General features: G+C 54.7%; 14 protein-coding genes and 1 tRNA gene. 9 read left to right on the top strand and 6 right to left on the bottom strand.

From position 1 onward, the window contains the following. Positions 1 to 358 precede the first annotated feature (358 nt). From Pan97_RS03690 to Pan97_RS03680, 3 genes are all read right to left on the bottom strand, one after another. Complete coding sequence (locus Pan97_RS03690; RefSeq protein WP_165698597.1) at positions 359 to 1,123, bottom strand: HisA/HisF-related TIM barrel protein; 765 nt, start codon at positions 1,121 to 1,123, stop codon at positions 359 to 361. Next, positions 1,107 to 2,639, bottom strand: a complete 1,533-nt coding sequence (locus Pan97_RS03685; RefSeq protein WP_144970799.1) for a prenyltransferase/squalene oxidase repeat-containing protein — start codon at positions 2,637 to 2,639, stop codon at positions 1,107 to 1,109. The genes Pan97_RS03690 and Pan97_RS03685 overlap by 17 nt, the downstream gene beginning before the upstream one ends. A gap of 144 nt (positions 2,640 to 2,783) precedes the next feature. Further along, complete coding sequence (locus tag Pan97_RS03680; protein WP_144970798.1) at positions 2,784 to 4,301, bottom strand: prenyltransferase/squalene oxidase repeat-containing protein; 1,518 nt, start codon at positions 4,299 to 4,301, stop codon at positions 2,784 to 2,786. Positions 4,302 to 4,811: 510 nt separating this feature from the next. Between Pan97_RS03680 and rpmG the strand changes: the two genes are divergently transcribed. From rpmG to Pan97_RS03645, 7 genes are all read left to right on the top strand, one after another. Further along, entirely contained in the window at positions 4,812 to 4,976 is a 165-nt protein-coding gene (gene rpmG / locus Pan97_RS03675) for a 50S ribosomal protein L33 (RefSeq protein ID WP_105329541.1), read from the top strand. A gap of 219 nt (positions 4,977 to 5,195) precedes the next feature. Continuing rightward, the gene (gene recJ / locus Pan97_RS03670; protein ID WP_144970797.1) at positions 5,196 to 6,965 is read left to right on the top strand and encodes a single-stranded-DNA-specific exonuclease RecJ; all 1,770 of its coding nucleotides are present in this window, start codon (positions 5,196 to 5,198) and stop codon (positions 6,963 to 6,965) included. A 77-nt stretch (positions 6,966 to 7,042) separates the two neighbouring features. Next, positions 7,043 to 7,116: transfer RNA gene (locus Pan97_RS03665), tRNA-Pro, on the top strand. A 296-nt stretch (positions 7,117 to 7,412) separates the two neighbouring features. Beyond that, on the top strand, positions 7,413 to 8,945 hold the full coding sequence (locus tag Pan97_RS03660; protein WP_144970796.1) for a type I restriction-modification system subunit M: 1,533 nt from the start codon (positions 7,413 to 7,415) through the stop codon (positions 8,943 to 8,945). Next, positions 8,945 to 10,207, top strand: coding sequence for a restriction endonuclease subunit S (locus Pan97_RS03655; RefSeq protein ID WP_144970795.1), 1,263 nt, complete (start codon positions 8,945 to 8,947; stop codon positions 10,205 to 10,207). The genes Pan97_RS03660 and Pan97_RS03655 overlap by 1 nt, the downstream gene beginning before the upstream one ends. 3 nt (positions 10,208 to 10,210) lie before the next feature. Next, positions 10,211 to 13,426, top strand: a complete 3,216-nt coding sequence (locus Pan97_RS03650; protein WP_144970794.1) for a type I restriction endonuclease subunit R — start codon at positions 10,211 to 10,213, stop codon at positions 13,424 to 13,426. Next, positions 13,423 to 14,172, top strand: coding sequence for a M48 family metallopeptidase (locus Pan97_RS03645; RefSeq protein WP_144970793.1), 750 nt, complete (start codon positions 13,423 to 13,425; stop codon positions 14,170 to 14,172). Before Pan97_RS03650 ends, Pan97_RS03645 begins: the two co-directional genes overlap by 4 nt. Positions 14,173 to 14,236: 64 nt before the next feature. On the opposite strand, the gene Pan97_RS03640 is transcribed toward Pan97_RS03645, so the two are convergent. From Pan97_RS03640 to Pan97_RS03630, 3 genes are all read right to left on the bottom strand, one after another. Further along, positions 14,237 to 14,641 (bottom strand): DUF6908 domain-containing protein, encoded by a 405-nt coding sequence (locus Pan97_RS03640; RefSeq protein WP_144970792.1) that lies wholly within the window; start codon positions 14,639 to 14,641, stop codon positions 14,237 to 14,239. Positions 14,642 to 14,710: 69 nt separating this feature from the next. Beyond that, entirely contained in the window at positions 14,711 to 15,094 is a 384-nt protein-coding gene (locus tag Pan97_RS03635) for a hypothetical protein (protein WP_144970791.1), read from the bottom strand. Between the two features lie 104 nt (positions 15,095 to 15,198). Beyond that, the gene (locus Pan97_RS03630; RefSeq protein ID WP_144970790.1) at positions 15,199 to 16,065 is read right to left on the bottom strand and encodes a DNA cytosine methyltransferase; all 867 of its coding nucleotides are present in this window, start codon (positions 16,063 to 16,065) and stop codon (positions 15,199 to 15,201) included. A 79-nt stretch (positions 16,066 to 16,144) separates the two neighbouring features. On the opposite strand from Pan97_RS03630, the gene Pan97_RS03625 reads away from it, so the two are divergent. Together Pan97_RS03625 and Pan97_RS03620 are read left to right on the top strand one after the other, a co-directional pair. Continuing rightward, a protein-coding gene (locus tag Pan97_RS03625) for an IS3 family transposase (RefSeq protein WP_144970036.1) occupies positions 16,145 to 17,319 on the top strand; the annotation gives its coding sequence in 2 pieces (ribosomal slippage) (positions 16,145 to 16,409 and positions 16,409 to 17,319; 1,176 coding nt in all). 36 nt (positions 17,320 to 17,355) lie between these two features. Further along, positions 17,356 to 18,597: a DUF1592 domain-containing protein gene (locus Pan97_RS03620; RefSeq protein ID WP_144970789.1), complete on the top strand. Its 1,242-nt coding sequence runs from the start codon at positions 17,356 to 17,358 to the stop codon at positions 18,595 to 18,597. The last annotated feature ends 2 nt before the right edge of the window (positions 18,598 to 18,599 follow it).

Genomic DNA, 18,599 nt, shown 5'->3' with positions numbered 1-18,599 from the left:
GGGTAATCTTTCCAGAACAATCAGTGCATGGTGGGGTGACCAGCTCGACAACAGAAATGATAATGCCTTGCGTTCACGCAGCAAGGGGAGATTCGACCACTTAAAATGACCTGCGGGAACTCCGCATTCTCAATCCCGTTTGTCTCTCTGCGGATCTAAACCGCAAGAAGTGACTTGTGGAAAACTGACTTCCATTGGAAAGCCCTAAGGGAATCGGTCCGGCTACCGTTCGACTCGCTGCCTGGCGGGGGCAACCATGGGACACTCGATTAAGCTTCCAACTCAATCGATCTTGCCCAGCTTTCCCCCACAAGGCGGCAGAAAATTTTTGATCTCCCCCCAAAAAAATAATTGGGGGCTACCGGCCAAGCGGCGCGATCCGCCCGTCGTGCAGCGCCGAGGCCACCAAGATTCGCGCGGCCCCATGCTGGGCGAGCGCCTCGATGTCGTCAGGCCAGCTCATGCCGCCACCCCCGATCAGCTCGACATCCGGCAGCTCTTCCTGGAGGGTCTGCATGAGCGATTCCGTCTGGCTTCCCTCTCCCTGGCCAACGGCTGCCAGGTCGAGCAGGATCATCGACTTCACACCCAGCTCTGCCGCATGCCGCGAGATTTGCTCTGGGGATTGGTCAATAAACGCTTCGCGAGTGCTCATCGGCCGACCGTCTTTCATGTCCAAGCTGAAGACGAGCCGCTCCGGCGAGATGCACGCGAGCAGTTCTTCCAGCGTCTGCCAACTCTCTAGAGACTCGAGCCCCACGACCCAGCGGTAAGGACGCCAATCACGGAGGGCCTCTTCACTTGCCTGCCACTGGCGCACGTTGCCGATGCCGGCATCCAACCAAACCTTCAGCCCCTGGACAGCGATCGCTTCGAGCGCGGCGACATCAATCTGCCCGTCAAGAATCGCGCCCAGGTCCGCCACATAACAGTCCTGAAACCCAAACTGAGATGCATAGACATGGGCAATGCTGCCTGGGCGCGAATCATCGGCATAGCGGGACTCAACCGGCTGATACTCATCGCGCCGCCCTGCAATGCCTCGCACGACCTGGCCATGTCGCAGGTCAATCACCGGCAAAATGGCGTCGTACCAGGCAGGTCGATCAGAATGTGAAGTCAAGCGACTTCTCCGAGTAGAGTGGCATGTGGCGATAATAGACTTCCAAGATCATCGCCGAGAGACACGTTACGTACAATCGCCCACCAACGCGCGAGCGCTTTTCGTCGAAGTACCAACTGCCGGTCGTGTATCCCTTGCGCGACTGGGTCTTGATCAGGTAGGCCTTCAGCTCGTCGTTCCAGCCTTCCCACTGGGGGCCGCCGTAGTGGCACAGCACGTTGGTGGCGTAGTAGTTGTAATACATGTCGGTCTTCGACGGTCCTTCGTCCGACAGAAAGTCGACCCCGCGATGCATGCGGGGATCTTCTTTCGGCCACCCCAGGTACATTCGGCAAAGCAGCCCGATCGACGTGGGGGAAACCATCTTCCCCGGATGCTGATAGCCGTAGTACGCGCCGTCGGCCTGCTGCACGCGATCCAGCCAGAACTCGGCCATCCCGATCGTGGAACTATCCACCTTAATGTCCCCCAGCAGCGCGCTCTTGAGCGCCATCAGCTGCCAGCCGAACACGCTGATGTCGCCGGGCTGCTTGGGTTGGTAACGCCAGCCCCCTTGGTCGTGCTGGGCGTATTCGATGAAGTGAACGGCCTCGGTGGCTTCGGTGCGCAATGCCGGATCACCGGTCATCGCGTACGCTTCGCACAGCGCCAGCGTCGCCAGTCCGTGCCCGTACATCGAACCATCCTGCAGGTCACCACCGTTGGGGCCGATGATCATATTGGCACGTAAAAAGTAGAGCCCCTGTTCGATCTGATCTCGATAAGGGTTTTCGTTCCTATGCGTATATCCCTTGCCAAGAAATGGCAACAGGGCCAACCCGGTCGCGCCGGTCCGCGTCAATGGTTCGCCAGGGTTGGGACTCAACTTGCCAACCTCGACCTCATGATGATTGAAGCTCCACGAACCGTCCGGCAGCTGATGAGCGGCGATCCACCGCAGCGCCCGTTCGACGGCGTCCTCGGTTGCCGGCGAGCCGCCGCGTGCCGAGAGTAACTCTTTCTGAAGTTCACCATTTCGCCCTTGAAAGCCGCCCCCCGTTTTCGAGGGGATGGCCATCTGCCACGGCAAGTTCTTCTGCAGATCGCTCCTCGTCTCTAAGGTGGCGGCCTGACTATTGGTAGCCATTTGATTGGGTAGCGGCTCGGTCAGCTTGGTCAGCTCGCCGGCCGCGGCCGAGTCGGTTTGCAGCTCTTGCTGCATGGTATCGAGAGCGGTGCTGATCTCGATCGGCGTGACCGTCTGGATGATCGAGAGATCTTCTGGCGGCTGTTCGTAAGGCAACAAGGTGATCTCGCCAGAGTTGCCACCAGGCCCCGTCGGAGCGACCCACAGTGCCAGGATGATCAGCAGGATGAAGTGAACCGCGGCACTGGCAAAGAAGCTGATGCCCCCCTTGATGCGGTCCATCGAAAGCAAGACCAGCTTGCGAAAGCGAAACCGCACGCGCGCATCGGGTACGGCTGCCCCGTTCTGGGACGCAACGTCTTGACTCGCGCTGGAAGTATTGGCTTGCAAGCGACTAGGCTGCCTTGGCTAGTACTGGCTGAAAACGGAAAACTATAGGCCAGAATCCCTTCCTACCCGCGCAACAAAAAACCTCGCCGGCAGTCGCTTGCCTGCAGCGAGGTTTTCCAGGTTCGATTGAATCGATCGTATCGACTACAGCGGGAAGTCTTCCTCGGAAGCACTCGCTTTGTAGATCGGCAGGTGGCGGTAGTAAACCTCCAGAGTCAACAGCGAAAGCGAGGTGTTGTACAAGCGTCCGCCCCGTTCGGTATGCGGGCCGTTGAAGTGCCAGCTGCCCGCTTCAGCCTGACCTTGGGGAACCTGCTGCTTGATCAGGAATTCACGCATCTTCTCGTTCCAGGTTTCCCACTCCGGACCACCATACTGACGCATGACCTGGGTCGCGTAGTAGTTATAGTACATGTCGGAGTTGTTCCCCAGGCTCGGTCCGCGGGCACCCAGGTCCTTCACGCCTTGCTGCAGGGCTGGGTTCTCTTTCTTCCAACCGGTGTACATGCGGCAGAGCAGCCCCACGGCGTTCATCGACGGCTTGTTGCCGGCATCGGCGTAACCGTAGGCGGCACCGTTCTTGGTCTGGACCGAATCGAGGAACTTGATCGCGCCGGCGATCGTGTTCTTACGAACGCTCAGGTAGCCCATGTGACCACTTTTAAGTCCCATCAACTGCCAACCCACCACCGAAGTGTCCCCAGGCTGTCGAGGCTGATAACGCCATCCACCACCGACGGGGTCTTGAGCGGCTTGAATGTAATTGATGGAGTACTGAGCAGGGCCCAACAGGTTCTTGTCCTGCGTCATGGCGTACGCTTCGCAGACGGCGATGGTCGCCAGGCCGTGCGAATACATGTTGCCTTCCTGCTCACGGAAGCTACCGGTATCGCCGCGGACTTCCATCAGCTTGATCAACGAGCCGAGACCAGCTTCGACCTGCTTCTTATACTTGCCTTCTTTATGAGTGATGCCTGAGCCAAGGAACGGCAACAGTGCCATCGCCGTCGCGGCACGCGGAGAGTCGCCAAACGATCCCCAGTCCTTGCTGCCAGGCTTCTTGGCTCCGCGGCGGTGATCGAAGCTCCAGGTACCATCTTTCAGCTGATGCTCGGCGATCCATTGAATACCCCATACCACGGCCTGTTCGCTGGCCCCGGTACCACCATTTTCCCGCAGCATCTGGGTACGCGTGGCCTGACCGCGACCGGAAGTCGCATTGCCATCGACGCCAGCCACTTCGCTCATGATGTCGGAAAAAGGCATGGTCTCTTCGGCGAAGTCACTCAGCTCGACCATCTGCGTGGCGGCCATTTCTTCCTGGAATTCGGAGACGACGATCTCGTCGCTCAAGATGGCCTCTTCAGGCTGCTCGGGTGGGTCGTCGAACTCAAGCGTCTGCTCGTCGATCGGCTCGAACTCTTCCATGACCAGTTCTTCAATTTCCTCCGCGTCGGCGGAATCGTTGATGGTCAGGGTGCGTTTATCCTTCTTGACCGGCGGCATGAAGATCGTCAGCAAGATCAGGAAGAACACCAGGTGAACAACCAAGCTGATCAGCCAGGAAGGAACGGCCGTAAACAACATGAAGCGCGTGGCGATTTTTGGCTTCTGTTCTTCATGTTCTTCATGCGATTCTTGATCAGCGTCAACTTGAGCCATTTCAATTCTCCGTGGAATTCGTCGCTTCACGCTAGAAGCGGAGACCAATAACTCATTACATGGTCACGCTTTACGCGACACATGGATCCGGCCTTCAAGGAAAGAAAAGGGCCTTGAAGTTAGCCGATACCAGTTCACCAATGGGTGGCAAAGTGGAGGAGATTCATCACTAAAAGCATTCTACGGTGAACGAACCTTCACAACACCCCCACCAAGGGTGGCAACCGTCCTGTCAGCAATGTGGCATGGATGAGTTTTCGTGTTCTCTGTCTTATTCGCATCCTAAACGGCAGTTTATTGCGAATCTTTACATGGAGAGGAACGAATTTCCCCTATGCATGTACTCTCGGTCGTTTAGATTTCTCGACTTTTTTCATGAGCCCCGGGAAACTGGTACGAAGTTCCCCGGCAACGAGCCTTCGGCCCTTCCCATAAAGGGAGCCGTTTGCTAAAAACTAGGGTTTCGACAAATCAATCTGTAGACCGTATAGCAGGTAATTGGTCCCAGCCATGGCCAAGAAGAATAAAAAAGCTGAAACTGTATTTCTCGTTTGCGAAGAAACGGGCGACTACAACTACTCGCTCCGCCGCAAGCCAGGTGGTGAAAAGCTTCGCCTGAAGAAGTACTGCCCCCGTCTGCGTAAGCACACGGTTCACGCTGAAAAGAAGAAATAAGCTCGCGCTGTCGCGTGCCCCTATCGCCACGCCGCGAGAAGTTGCCCACAGCGAAAAGGCCGGTTCCCCAGGATCCGGCTTCTTGTATGCGCCGACCGTTCCCAAGCACCAGCAGTAGACCAAACCTTCTCACTTTGGGGCTGGCAATTGACGGCATTCTCTTGATAATCTGGGTTTTGGCCTACCTCTTTTCTCGACTGATGGAGCGATCCCCGATTCATGGATGCGACCTGGCGAATTCTACCGCACGATATTTCCATCGTCCGCTCTCTGGAACGAGCCGCTAGCATTCCTCCGGTGGTTGCCCAATTGCTGGTTTGCCGTGGCATCCGAGACGCCGAAGCGGCCCGCGAATTCCTCGACGCCAAGCTATCCGGCCTCCGCGATCCGGAACTTCTCCCCGGCGTAAAGGAAGCCGCCGCCGTCATCCACGCCGCTGCCCACTGCGACAAAAAGATCACCATTTACGGCGACTACGACGCCGACGGCATCACGTCGACCGCCATTCTGTATCGCTGCTTGAAGCTGATGGGAGCGTCCGTTTCGTACTACGTTCCGCATCGCATCGACGAAGGATACGGCCTGAACAACGAGGCCTTAGACAAGCTGGCCGAGCGCGAGACCGACCTGGTCATCACCGTCGACTGCGGCATCGCCAGCGTGGCCGAAGCCCAGCATGCCAAAGAGTTGGGACTGGAACTGATCGTTACCGACCATCACGAAATGGGGGATCAACTTCCCGATGCCAAGGTGCTGGTCCATCCACGTCTGCCGGGGACGAACTATCCGTTCGGCGGACTATGTGGAGCTGGCGTCGCGCTGAAGCTTGCCTGGGCGCTGTGCCAACTGGAATGCGATTCCAAACGCGTCACCGATCGCTACAAGAACTATTTATTGTCGGCCGTGGGACTGGCCTCGATCGGTACGGTCGCGGACGTTGTTCCCTTGACCGATGAAAACCGCCTGTTGGTGCGTCATGGCCTGAACTGCCTCCGCGAGTTTCCCGTGCCTGGCGTGAGCGCGCTGGCTAAAGTCACCGGCCTCAGCGATAAGCCCAGCCTGGCCAGTGACGACATCGGTTTCACTCTGGCACCACGTCTCAACGCGGCCGGGCGACTGGGACAAGCCCAACTGGCGATCGAGTTGCTGACGACCGATTCCAACGAACGGGCAGCCGCCTTGGCCGACTATCTGCATCAGCTCAACGATAGCCGTTCGAGCTTGGAACGCAGCGTTCAATTGGCCGCCACGAAACAGATCAAAGACGAGTTCGATCCGGAAAACGACCCGGCGCTCGTCCTCGCCGGCCACGGCTGGCACCCCGGCATCATCGGTATCGTCGCCGGTCGACTTTCCGACAAGTACAATCGCCCGGTGGTGATGATCGCCTTGGACGAAGCAGGCGTGAAACCAGGCGTCGGTTCGTGCCGTTCGGCCAATGGCTTGAACCTTCACGAGGCGCTCCAGGCCTGCGACCACTTATTACTGGGACACGGTGGCCACGCCGCGGCAGCCGGTCTGCAAATCGATGAATCACAAATCGAAAACTTCCGCCACGAGTTCTGCGAATACGCCGCCGCAAACGTCACCGACGAAGACCGCGTTTCCGAACTAGTGATCGACGCCGAAGCCCCGTTCACGCAGTTGACTCGTCAGATCGTCGAACAGATCGACCAGCTAGGCCCGTTCGGCCAAAGCAACCCTCGGCCCTTGATGTGTGCCACCGGAGCCAAACTGGCAGCCCCACCGAGAAAGATCGGCGGCGGCGAACGGCACCTGGCCATTCAGTTGGAACATCACGGCGTGAAAATCCGAGGCGTCGCCTTCGGCCGAGGCGAATGGGCCGACGAGTTGGAAGCAACCGATGGCCCGCTCGATATCGCCTATCATCCGGTGATCAACACATTCCGCGGCCGAAGCAATGTCGAGCTGCAACTGGTTGCCTGGAAGCCCACCGAGTCGAAGATTCCGGCCAGCCAGTCAGGTTGACCGAACCTTCCGCAGCGGATTAAAATCCAAATCTTCAGCGGGCATTCACCACATCCACATGGTTGCCCGTAACCCATCGGGGTGTGGCTCAGCCTGGTAGAGCGCTGCGTTCGGGACGCAGAGGTCGCACGTTCAAATCGTGTCACCCCGACTTGTAAGTTCTTATTTGGAAACAACTTACGACGACGCCTTGTGTGTCAAAAATGTGTGTAAAATGGTGTGAAAGCCCGTGTGTAAAATTCGGGCCGCCAAAACGACCACCCCACATCTCCCCACGCCGCTTCTGACGAGCTTTCCGGTCCCCTTGGCATCTTGATCGCCCCACTTGCGTGGGATGCACCACACGATGGTTGCGTTGCCCTTGGAATGCTTTATCGTGGTGAAGCTGGAATGATGGGCATATCCTCTTCCGTACCACTTCTTGACCGATAGAACGCATGAGGCGACATGGCAAACGGAAACGGCAAAGCGTCGGCGACCGTCTCGCAGGCTGAGATCAACGGCATTCTTTGGAAAGCGTGTGATACCTTCCGAGGAGCGGTCGATCCCTCGGAGTACAAGAATTACATCCTTGTGATGTTGTTCGTGAAATACATCTCCGATGTCTGGCAGGATCATTACGACCAACTGAAAGCCGAGTACGGTGACGACGAAGAGCGGATTCAGCGGCGACTCAAGCGAGAGCGTTTTGTCTTGCCTGCTCATTGCACGTTCATGTCGCTCTATGAACAGCGGAACGCCGCCAATATTGGCGAGATCATCAACACCGTCCTCGATGAGATCGAAGACTCCAACAAGGCCAAGCTCGAAGGGGTCTTCCGCAACATCGACTTCAACTCGGAAGCCAGCCTTGGCCAGACCAAGGAGAGAAACAACCGACTCAAATCGCTGCTAGAAGATTTCAGCGATCCCCGTCTCGACCTGCGTCCTAGCCGGGTCGGGAATATGGATGTTATCGGCAACGCCTACGAGTACCTCATTGGCCGATTTGCAGCCGGGGCCGGAAAGAAAGCAGGCGAGTTCTATACACCGCCTGAAGTCTCGCAACTCATCGCTCGTCTGGTCGATCCGCAGCCGGGAGAACGCATCTGCGATCCGGCGTGCGGGTCGGGGTCGCTACTCATCAAGTGCGGCAATCAGGTCGGCTCGAAAGACTTCTCGCTGTGGGGACAGGAGAACATCGGGGCGACGTGGGCACTCGCCAAGATGAACATGTTCCTGCACGGCATGGACAACGCCCGCATCGAATGGGGCGACACGATCCGCAACCCCAAACTCCTCTCCGACGACCGGCTGATGAAGTTCGAAGTCGTCGTCGCCAATCCGCCGTTTTCGCTCGACAAATGGGGAGCCGACGAAGCGGGTGCCGATCATTACAACCGCTTTCATCGAGGCATTCCGCCCAAGAGCAAAGGGGACTTCGCCTTCATCTCGCACATGATTGAGACGATCACCGAGACCAGCGGACGGGTCGGCGTGGTCGTGCCGCATGGCGTGCTGTTCCGTGGCTCGACCGAAGGGAAGATTCGCCAGCAACTCATCGAAGAAAACCTGCTCGATGCCGTGATCGGTCTTCCGGCGAACCTGTTCTTCGGCACCGGCATCCCCGCCGCCATTCTCGTCTTCCGCAAGCAGAAGCCCGACAAGTCGGTCGTCTTCATCGACGCCAGTCGGGAATACGTGGACGGCAAGAATCAGGTGTCGCTGTCGGACGCTCACTTGGAAAAGATCGTCGCCACGTACACCGCACGGGAGAGCATAGACAAGTACGCCTATGTCGCCCACTTCGATGAGATCAAAGAGAACGATTTCAATTTGAACATTCCCCGCTATGTGGACACGTTCGAAGAGGAAGAGGAGATCGACATCCGGGCGGTGCAAGAAGAGATTGACGAACTCGATGGCGAGTTAGCCCAAGTCCAAGAGCAGATGCAGGGGTATCTGAAGGAGTTGGGTTTCAGAGTTGGGGACCGTCCATAATGTTTCTCAAACGACTTCAACAAGACGGACGGTTCAGAGTCCCAGACGGTTGGAAGATCAGCCTTCTTGATGATCTTGCAAAGAGAGGCACAGGACACACGCCAGACAAAAGATTCCCTGAGTATTACGGCGGTGGAATTAAATGGGTATCACTGAAAGATTCCGACAAACTTGATCGACGTTGGATCAGCGATACGGAAGATGAAATTTCCGAGGCAGGAATCGCAAACTCCTCGGCAGTGCTTCATCCACCCGGAGTCGTCATCGTTTCGAGAGATGCAGGTGTTGGCAAGAGTGCCATTACAACTGAGCCAATGGCTGTCAGCCAACACTTTGTAGTGTGGAACTGCGGACCGCACTTGGATAACACCTTTCTCTATTACTGGCTCCAATTGACAAAGAAGGAGTTCGAAAGAGTCGCCGTAGGTTCAACTATCAAAACGATTGGATTGCCATACTTTCGAAAACTGGACATTCTTCAACCGCCCATTCCCGAACAGCAAAAGATCGCCGCCATTCTTTCGACGTGGGATCGGGCGATTGAATTGACCGAGAAGCTGATCGCCGCCAAGCAGAAACGCAAACAAGCTCTCATGCAGCAGCTTCTCACGGGCAAGGTGCGATTCAAGGAGTTTGAAGGGAGATCTTGGAAATGGGTAGAGCTTGGAAAGTTAACTAAGTCCGTCAAGCGTCCAATTTCATGGGACGACGAACAGTTGTACAAGCTTGCGAGCATTCGACGACACTCGAAAGGAATGTTTTTCCGAGAGCCTGCGTATGGGCATCAGATAAAGGTGAAGAAGCTATTTACTATCGAACAAAATGACTTTCTGATCTCCAACATTCAGGCAGCATACGGTGCGATGGGACTTGTCCCTAAAAAGTTTCACAACACTTATATCTCGGATCAGTACACGGTTCTGATAGCGAAAAATGAGGATGCGTTTGACATTTCGTTTCTGGGATTCATTTCTGAAACTTCGTGGTTTCGACACCAAATCTTGTTGGCTTGCAATGGATTCTTTGCAGAACGACTTCGCCTGCTTTTCTCCGCAAGCGAACTCCTCAAGCGAAAGGTGTTTGTTCCACCCAGCATTGAGGAACAGCGGCGGATCGTTGAGGTCTTGCGTACCGCAGTTCGAGAACTGAAGTACGACCAAAGCAGACTAAAATACCTAAAAGAACAAAAGAAGGGGCTGATGCAGCAGCTTCTTACCGGCAAAGTCCGGGTCAACGTGGATGCCAATACGGTGAATGGGTGACGCATGGCAGTATCGGAGTTCCTCGAAGATTTGGTCTCGCATTTGCCTGCGTTACAACTTTTGCAGGCAGTTGGATACCAATATCTCACGCCGACCGAATCACTCGACCTGCGGGGCGGCAAACGCAGCCGAGTTGTGTTGGAAGCGATTCTCACCGTGCAACTCCGTAAGCTGAACCAGATCACCTTCAAAGGACAGACGCACGATTTCACCGAGAGCAACCTCAAGACTGCCGTTGATGCCCTAACGAACATCCCCTTCGATGGTTTGGTGAAGACGAATGAGCAGGTATTCGATCTGCTGACGCTGGGGAAAGCGATTGAGCAGACCATCGACGGAAACAAGCGGAGCTACACGCTTCAGTACATCGATTGGGAACACCCGGAGAATAACGTCTACCACATCGCCGATGAGTTCGAGGTCGAGCGGACCGCTTCGCACGAACTACGGCGACCGGACATTGTACTATTCGTCAATGGGATTCCTTTGGCCGTCATCGAGTGCAAACGACCGGATCAACGGGATGCGGTTGAGGATGGCATCAGCCAACATCTTCGCAACCAGCGGCAGGACGAGATTCCCGGTCTGTTCGTCTGCTCTCAACTTCTGGGATCGATCTGCCAGAACCACGGCAAGTACGCCACGACCGGCACACCCAAGAAGTTCTGGTCTGCTTGGAAGGAAGAACACGCCGACGATCTAGACGTGAAACTTGCCAAGCTAGTCAACACGCCATTAACGGCGGAACAATTGGCCCGAATGTACGAGAGCAGAAAGCCGTTGGTTGCGGCCAAGATGCAGGAGATTCTTGCATCAGGGCAGCGGTTGCCATCTCCACAGGATCGGCTGCTGTACTGTCTGTTTCGACCGGAACGCCTGTTGGAAATGGCGTATCGGTACATCGTCTTCGACAAGAGTATCAAAAAGGTGGCTCGCTATCAGCAGTATTTCGCCATCGGGGAAACGCTGACGAGAGTCACTAAGTCGAAGGGAGACCAGCAGCGAACGGGCGGCGTGATCTGGCACACGACCGGCAGCGGCAAGAGCCTGACAATGGTGATGCTTGCCAAGGCGTTGTCGCTGGAACCGACGATTAAGAATCCTAAGGTGGTAATCGTTACCGACCGAGTTGACCTCGACCGGCAGATCTGGAAGACGTTCCTTGCCTGTCGCAAATCAGTTGAGCGGGCCAATAGCGGTAGCCATCTGGTTCAATTGGTGTCGCAAGGTAAAGTGGACATCATCACGACGATTATCGACAAGTTTGAGTCGGCTGCATCGACTCATGAACTACGGGACGAGAGTAACAATGTCTTCGTGCTGGTAGATGAAAGTCATCGCAGCCAATACGGGCTGGCTCATGCCAAAATGAAGCAGGTTTTCCCGAATGCCTGTTACATCGGTTTTACCGGCACGCCGCTGCTCAAACAGGAAAAGAGTACCGCTACCAAGTTCGGCGGCTTTATTCACACCTACCCGATGCGGAAGGCGGTCGAGGACAAGGCAGTCACACCAATCTTATACGAAGGCCGGATGTCGGAAATGCATGGCGACCAGAAGGCCATCGACAAGTGGTTTGATCGAATCACCAAGGATTTGTCCGACGAGCAGAAAGCCGATCTCAAGAAGAAGTTTCGTCGGGAAGAGGAACTGACGAAGACTTCGGAGCGACTGTACGAGATCGCCTTTGATATTGCCACCCACTTTTGTGAGACCTTCAAAGGAACGAAGTTCAAAGGACAGTTTGCCGTCAGCAGCAAAGCGATGGCACTCAAGTATCATCTGCTATTTGAGGAGATCGGCAAGGAACACCCTAACCGGGCAGTCTCAACTCGTGTGATTATTTCGCCACCTGATACACGGGAAGACAACGAAACGATTGAAGAGGAAGACATTCCAGAGATTCAACAATTCTGGAAGAAGATGATGGACGAATTCGGTTCCGAGAAGAAATACCTCGAACGAATCATCGATGACTTCGAGAAGACACCGAAGCCGGAAATTATCATCTGCGTGGACAAACTGCTGACCGGGTTTGATGCACCTTGTAATACAGTGTTGTACATCGACAAGCGATTGCGAGACCACAACATTCTGCAAGCTATTGCCCGTGTGAACCGTTTATTTGATGGCAAAGACTTTGGGCTGGTCGTTGATTATCGAGGTATCTTTGGGGCACTCGATGAAGCTGTAAAGACTTACGATGCCTTGGGGGACTTCGACGAGGAAGACATCGAAGGGACGTTTACCGATCTTGAGGATGAGATTTCCAAACTGAGTGAACGCCACACCAATGTTTGGGCAGTCTTCAACGAAGTCCCGAATAAGCAGGACTTAGAAGCGATGCAGCAGCACCTTCGTCCTGAAGATGTGAGGCAGGATTTCTACGATACGCTCAACGAGTTCTCGAAGACGCTGCAACTGGCGATGTCTTCAGCCAAGTTTCATGAGGAGACACCGAAAGCGACCGTGCAACGCTATGTGCAGGACATGAAGTATTTCCGTAATCTGCGTGCGGCGGTAAAGCAGCGATACAACGAGGCTGTCGATTACAGCGAGTACGAAGACCAGATTCGCAACATGGTCGATAAGTACATCGGTGCCGATGAAGTGAAGCGGATCGTCAAGCCAGTAAATATCTTTGAAGTGGATAATCTCGAAGAAGAACTGGACGAGATCGAGGGGACGGCGGCGAAAGCGGACTTCATCGCTTCACGGGTCAAGAAGACCTGCACGGAGAAGATGGAGGAAGACCCCGTTCTGTACCAAAAGCTGTCTGAGGTTATCGACGAAGCGATTAAGGCATACCTTGAACAGCGGATGAGTGAGGAAGAATACCTCAAGAAGATGTTTGAGGCATGGAATGAAGCCAAAGAACAGGGATCGTCCAAAGTGCCTGCCGAGCTAAGAAGTGATCCTGAGGCCAAAGCGTACTTCCGATTGTTACAGGAAGGTTTTGAGAAGGTCTCGGAGGATGGTCGGACGGATCTTGCTGGCATTGCTGCGGAGACGGCGTTGAAGGCGAAGAAGATCGTTGAGGAAAGGAAGATTCGGGACTGGACGGACAACCGTGATGTGGTCCATGCCATGATGAACGATCTCGACGATTTGATGTTCTCCGCCAAAGGACGTTATGACCTGCCCCTATCGAGCGAGGACATCGATGAGATACTTGACGGAATCATGCGGGTCGCCAAACGACGGGAGACGCAGCCATGACGCTCAATGGCGACTCTGAGCACAATGGCCATGCCCGACGACTCTCGATCCAATATGGACGCAAGCGGATTGAATACCAGCTTCTATACTCTGCACGTAAGACGTTAGCGATTGATGTGCATCCCGATTTGTCGGTTGTTGTGACTGCCCCAAAAGGTGCGGACGATAACGCCATCGATGAAAAGATGCACAAACGAGCGGCATGGATCGTCCAACAGCAGCGATTCTTTGAAAACTATCTGCCAACGATTCCCCCTCGACGCTATGTCAGTGGCGAGTCGCATCGGTACTTGGGACGGCAGTATCGGTTGCGAGTCCATCAAGGGGACGAGGAAACCGTCAAGATGTCACGTGGGCAGATCAACGTCACTCTCGTTGATCCATCGAAAAAGACACGCATCAAGACGCTTGTTGTCAGTTGGTTCCGAAAACGTGCGGAAGCGGTCTTCCAAGAGTTATTCGACGACATGGCCACAAAGGTTGAGCGACATGGAATCAAGGCAGACCGTTTCGAGATTCGCCGAATGAAGAATCGCTGGGGGAGTTGTACCAAAGAAGGCCATATCTTGCTAAATCCAGATCTGGTAATCGCCCCTAAGCAGTGCATCGAGTACGTGATTGTCCACGAAATTTGTCACTTGCAAGAACACAATCACGGTCCGGGCTTCTATCGATTGCTTAAAGCCCTGATGCCTGATTGGGAAAAGCGGCGAGAAAGACTGAATAACTGTGTCTCTCCTTCTTGATGGAGACTCACTAGCAATTCGAGTATTCACGCCGCTGTAGGCATTCCAAATTTTGGAATCCCTCTTAGAAGTCTTGCTGCTCGGCGATGTTCGCCATCCAGTCATTGCAGAATAGAGCGAGATCTCTTTGTGCTGCCTTATCGAACATGATCTTACCGTTCTCGATCTTGGCGGCGACTCGATAGCATACGCCTCCTTGCTCGAATGTCAGCGGAAAGACGGTCTTTTCAGCAGTCACTAGGAAAGTCACTTCGGGATCGGTCACGAGATCGCCATTGCTCTCATAGTAGTGGGTCACGGCCACGACGAAACAGCCATTCCTAAACTGCGATGGCTCAGCGATGATCTCGACGCAGACGGGCATGAACGCCCCTGCTGCGTTGTCGATTTTCTTATTGGCCCCGACATGATCTAAACCGTCCACGAGTTTTAGGAAGGTCTTGGTGGCCTTCTGATTTAGACTTCGCATGATTGTATTCCTCAAGAAATAAAGAAAGCCCCGTGGATCGCACGGGGCTTGGATGAATGGAACTAAGAACTAGCCGATCACGGCTGCCATCGCTTGATACGCTTCGAGAGCCGCTTTCGCCTTCTTGGCGTTGCCGCATTGGGTGATGAAGTCGCCGACCTGATCGATGGCGACGAGGGCGTCCTCCACATTGCCGTGCGTCTTGACGAACTCGGCGGCTGTTTTGATCGTGTCGAGATCAACCGTTTGCTTCGCTTCGTTCTTCACTTGTTGGCAATGGGACGAGACGACTTCGATATTGTGCTTTTCCTTCATCGCTCGCTGACATTGCGTTGCCGTTCCCTTGGGATTCTCTTTGAACCAAGCCCGGATCAAGTCGCTTTTGGACTGTTCGCCGCTGGTGGCTGCTTTGTCGGTCGTGGTCTTGCGTGCGTTGGTGGTCTTCTTCGCCATGATTCGTTTTCCTTGTCGGAAAGAGTTGTGTTTCGCCAGTCGCAACGTGCGACCGACACGAATCATTAAGCACGGTTTCCTCAATCGCCTCAGCCCCGTTTCGGCTAATTCGGAGCTAACCTTTCGCTAACGTGTTGGCTCAGATTGTTAGCGACGTGGGACGCAATCTGACGCATGAACAAAGGCGGCACACTGTTCCCAATACGTGCCCATTGTTCGCTGTAAGAACCGGTTAACTGGAAGTCGTCGGGAAACGATCCGATCCGTTTGGCCTCGCCAATACTCAACGCACGTCTCTCATAGGGATGAACAATCGTGGCGAAGCCTCTGCCAGTTTGTGTCTTGGGAAGTGTTGGCGATGGCTTGTGAGGGTGAGGCTTTACGCACGAAGAGTAGCCAGTGCCAATCACATAGTCGGCACTCTTGCCATGAGGTACTTGGTCGTAAAGAAGGCCATATCGGTCATTCAACTCAGGGACGCCAGAAGTGTCCGCACCGTCAATGGCTTCCATGATCGAGACGACTGGTCCTTTTGGCAGGGGGTGACTAGGTTCAAATCCTAGTTCCCTTCGTATCCCAATGAAGATCAGACGCTTCCGCATCTGAGGCACCCCAAAGTAAGAGCAGTCAAGGAGTTTGGCCTTCACTCGGTAGCCACTGGCCTTCAGTTCGGTCAGGCATTCGGCGAAAATCTTCTTCATCTTCCCTTTCACCATGCCAGCCACGTTTTCCATGATGAATGCCTTGGGCTTCAGACCTCGAAGCAGTCGGACGTACTCCTTGAAGAGTTGATTTCGTGCATCGTGAAACTGTCTTTTGCCAGCGATGGAGAACCCCTGACATGGTGGCGACCCGTCGAAGATGTCGAGTTCACCCTCGGCCAGTCCACTCAGTCGAAGAGCTTCCTCGACCGTGAGATTGGCAATGTCACCGTGGTATAGCGGTGTGTTAGGGAAGTTGAGCCGGTACATCTTGACCTGCCCCCTTCAACAGCGTCCATTCGGTAAATTAGTTTTTGCTGAATGCATGCCCATTGAAGGGAGATTTCTTATGCCTAGAAGAAGATTCACGCCTGAGCAGATCATCCAGCATCTCCGCGAAGCGGAGGTGCTTCTCTCTCAGGACAAGACGATTGCCCAGGCCTGCAAGGCGATCGGCGTCACGGAGCAGACTTACTATCGCTGGCGGAAGGAGTACGGCGGTGTTCGTACCGATCAGGCCAAGCGTTTGAAAGAGCTCGAGAAGGAGAATGCTCGCCTGAAGCGACTGCTGGCTGATGCCGAACTCGACAAGGCGATCCTGAAGGAAGCCGCTTCGGGAAACTTCTGAGCCCGGACAAGCGACGGCGAATCGTCGAGCACGTGCGAGATACTTTGGGACGCGAGCGAGTATCAGAACGGAGGGCCTGCCGGGTGCTGGGACAGCCTCGTTCCACTCAGCGCCGTGTTCGCTGGGTCCCCGACGACGAGCCTCGCCTAGTCCGGGAGATGATTGAACTTGCTGAACAGTATGGCCGTTATGGCTATCGGCGAATCACTGAGATGTTACGCCGGAAAGGTTGGCAGGTGAACCATAAACGCATCGAACGCTTATGGCGTCGCGAGGGCTTGAAAGTACCAAAAAGGCAGCCGAAACGACGTCGCCTGTGGCTTAATGATGGTTCGTGCGTTCGCCTGCGGCCGAGTCATCGTGATGAGGTCTGGAGCTATGACTTCGTGCATCACCGAACGCACGATGGTCGAGCCTTCCGTATGCTGACGCTGATCAACGAGTATACTCGCGAGTGCTTGGCGATCGATGTGGCTCGTCAACTGACCAGCGAGGATGTCTTGGAGCGTCTTAGCGACCTGTTCGTTCGCCGTGGCGTGCCAGACTTCATTCGCAGCGACAACGGCTCAGAGTTCACCGCCACTAAGGTCCGTGACTGGCTGGAGCGAGTCGAGGTGAACACCCTGTACATCGAACCTGGCAGCCCGTGGGAGAATGGCTACATCGAATCCTTCAACGGGAAGCTGCGAGATGAACTACTCGATCGAGAGATCTTCGACACGCTGCTGGAGGCAAAAGTGTTGATCGAACGGTGGCGAGTCGAGTACAACACGGTACGCCCGCACAGTTCGCTGGGGTACCGTCCACCGGCACCGGAGGCAATTCTTCCAGGGGAAGCTGCTTCCGCTACGCTCCAGCACCTTCCCCTGGAAGAATCCTTGAAGACTACAACTTAAAGACTGGTTTCATTCGTGGGGGCAGGTCAGAGCTTCATGGCTCGAGCATATCGACGCACTCCGGATGAATCAGAAGTACAACGTTGTCTAGCGTTCGCTGTCGAGGCCATCGATCGCCGAGCGTGTTTTCAGGATGCTATGCGATTAGCTTACAAGGCCGTCCTGTGTTCGCCTGATTTCCTCTATTTCCAAGAGATGCCTGGCCGACTTGATGGGGAAGCCTTAGCCAGTCGACTTTCTTTTCTACTATGGCGTAGCATACCCGATGACGAACTGATGGCGTCTGCACAAACGGGAGAACTGTTGACCGATAAGGGGCTTAAGCTGCAATTTTCCCGAATGCTTCGAGATCCAAAATCAAAGAGGTTTATCAGCGACTTTGCTGGCCAGTGGCTGGACCTTCGCCATGTTCACGACACGTCCCCGGATCGATTCCTATTCCCAGAGTACTTCTGTGACAATCACCTCGTTGATTCGTGCGTTGCGGAAACAGAAGCGACGCTCGAAGAGATGATTCGGCAGAACCTACCGGTCCGCACGGTCGTCGATGCAGACTTTGTGTTGATCAACGAACGACTTGCAGAGTTATACGGCATCGACGAAGTGAAAGGATTGTCAATTCGACGAGTCAATTTGCCGCCGGATTCTTTACGAGGGGGCCTTCTAACACAGTCTAGCGTGATGAAGGTTACGGCAAACGGTTTGACGACATCTCCCGTCCTGCGGGGTGTCTGGGTCATGGACAGAATTCTGGGAACACCACCCTCTCCACCGCCGCCGGGTGCGGGTTCGATTGAGCCTGATACGCGTGGTGCTGTAACGGTTCGCGAGCAACTTGCCAAACACAGCCAATTGGAATCATGTGCTAGCTGTCATGCCGCGATCGACCCGCCTGGGTTCGCGCTAGAGAGCTTTGACGTCATGGGTAAGTGGCGCGATCACTACCGAAGTATTGGCGAGGGAGACGAAGTCGATATCAAAGTGGCACTCCGAGATGTGAAGTACAAACGCGGCTTACCTGTAGATGCGTCCGGGGTCACCCAAGATGGATTTCGGTTCCACGATATTTACCAGTTCCGCACGTACTTGTGTGGTCAACAAGAGCAGCTTGCTCGAAATCTGACCGAGCGATTCCTAGTATTTGCGACCGGTGCCGGGATCTCATTTGCGGATTGTCCGATCATTGGAGAAATTTTGCAGCGTAATGCAGAGGCAGGATATCCAATCCAGTCGCTTCTTCAGGATGTCATTCTCAGCGAAACATTTCGCTCCAAATAACT

Origin of the sequence: Bremerella volcania, from assembly GCF_007748115.1 — a bacterium.
Classification (GTDB): Bacteria; Planctomycetota; Planctomycetia; order Pirellulales; family Pirellulaceae; genus Bremerella; species Bremerella volcania.
Note: the sequence above shows the minus strand (reverse complement) of the source record. Positions and strands in the feature narration are given on the sequence as shown.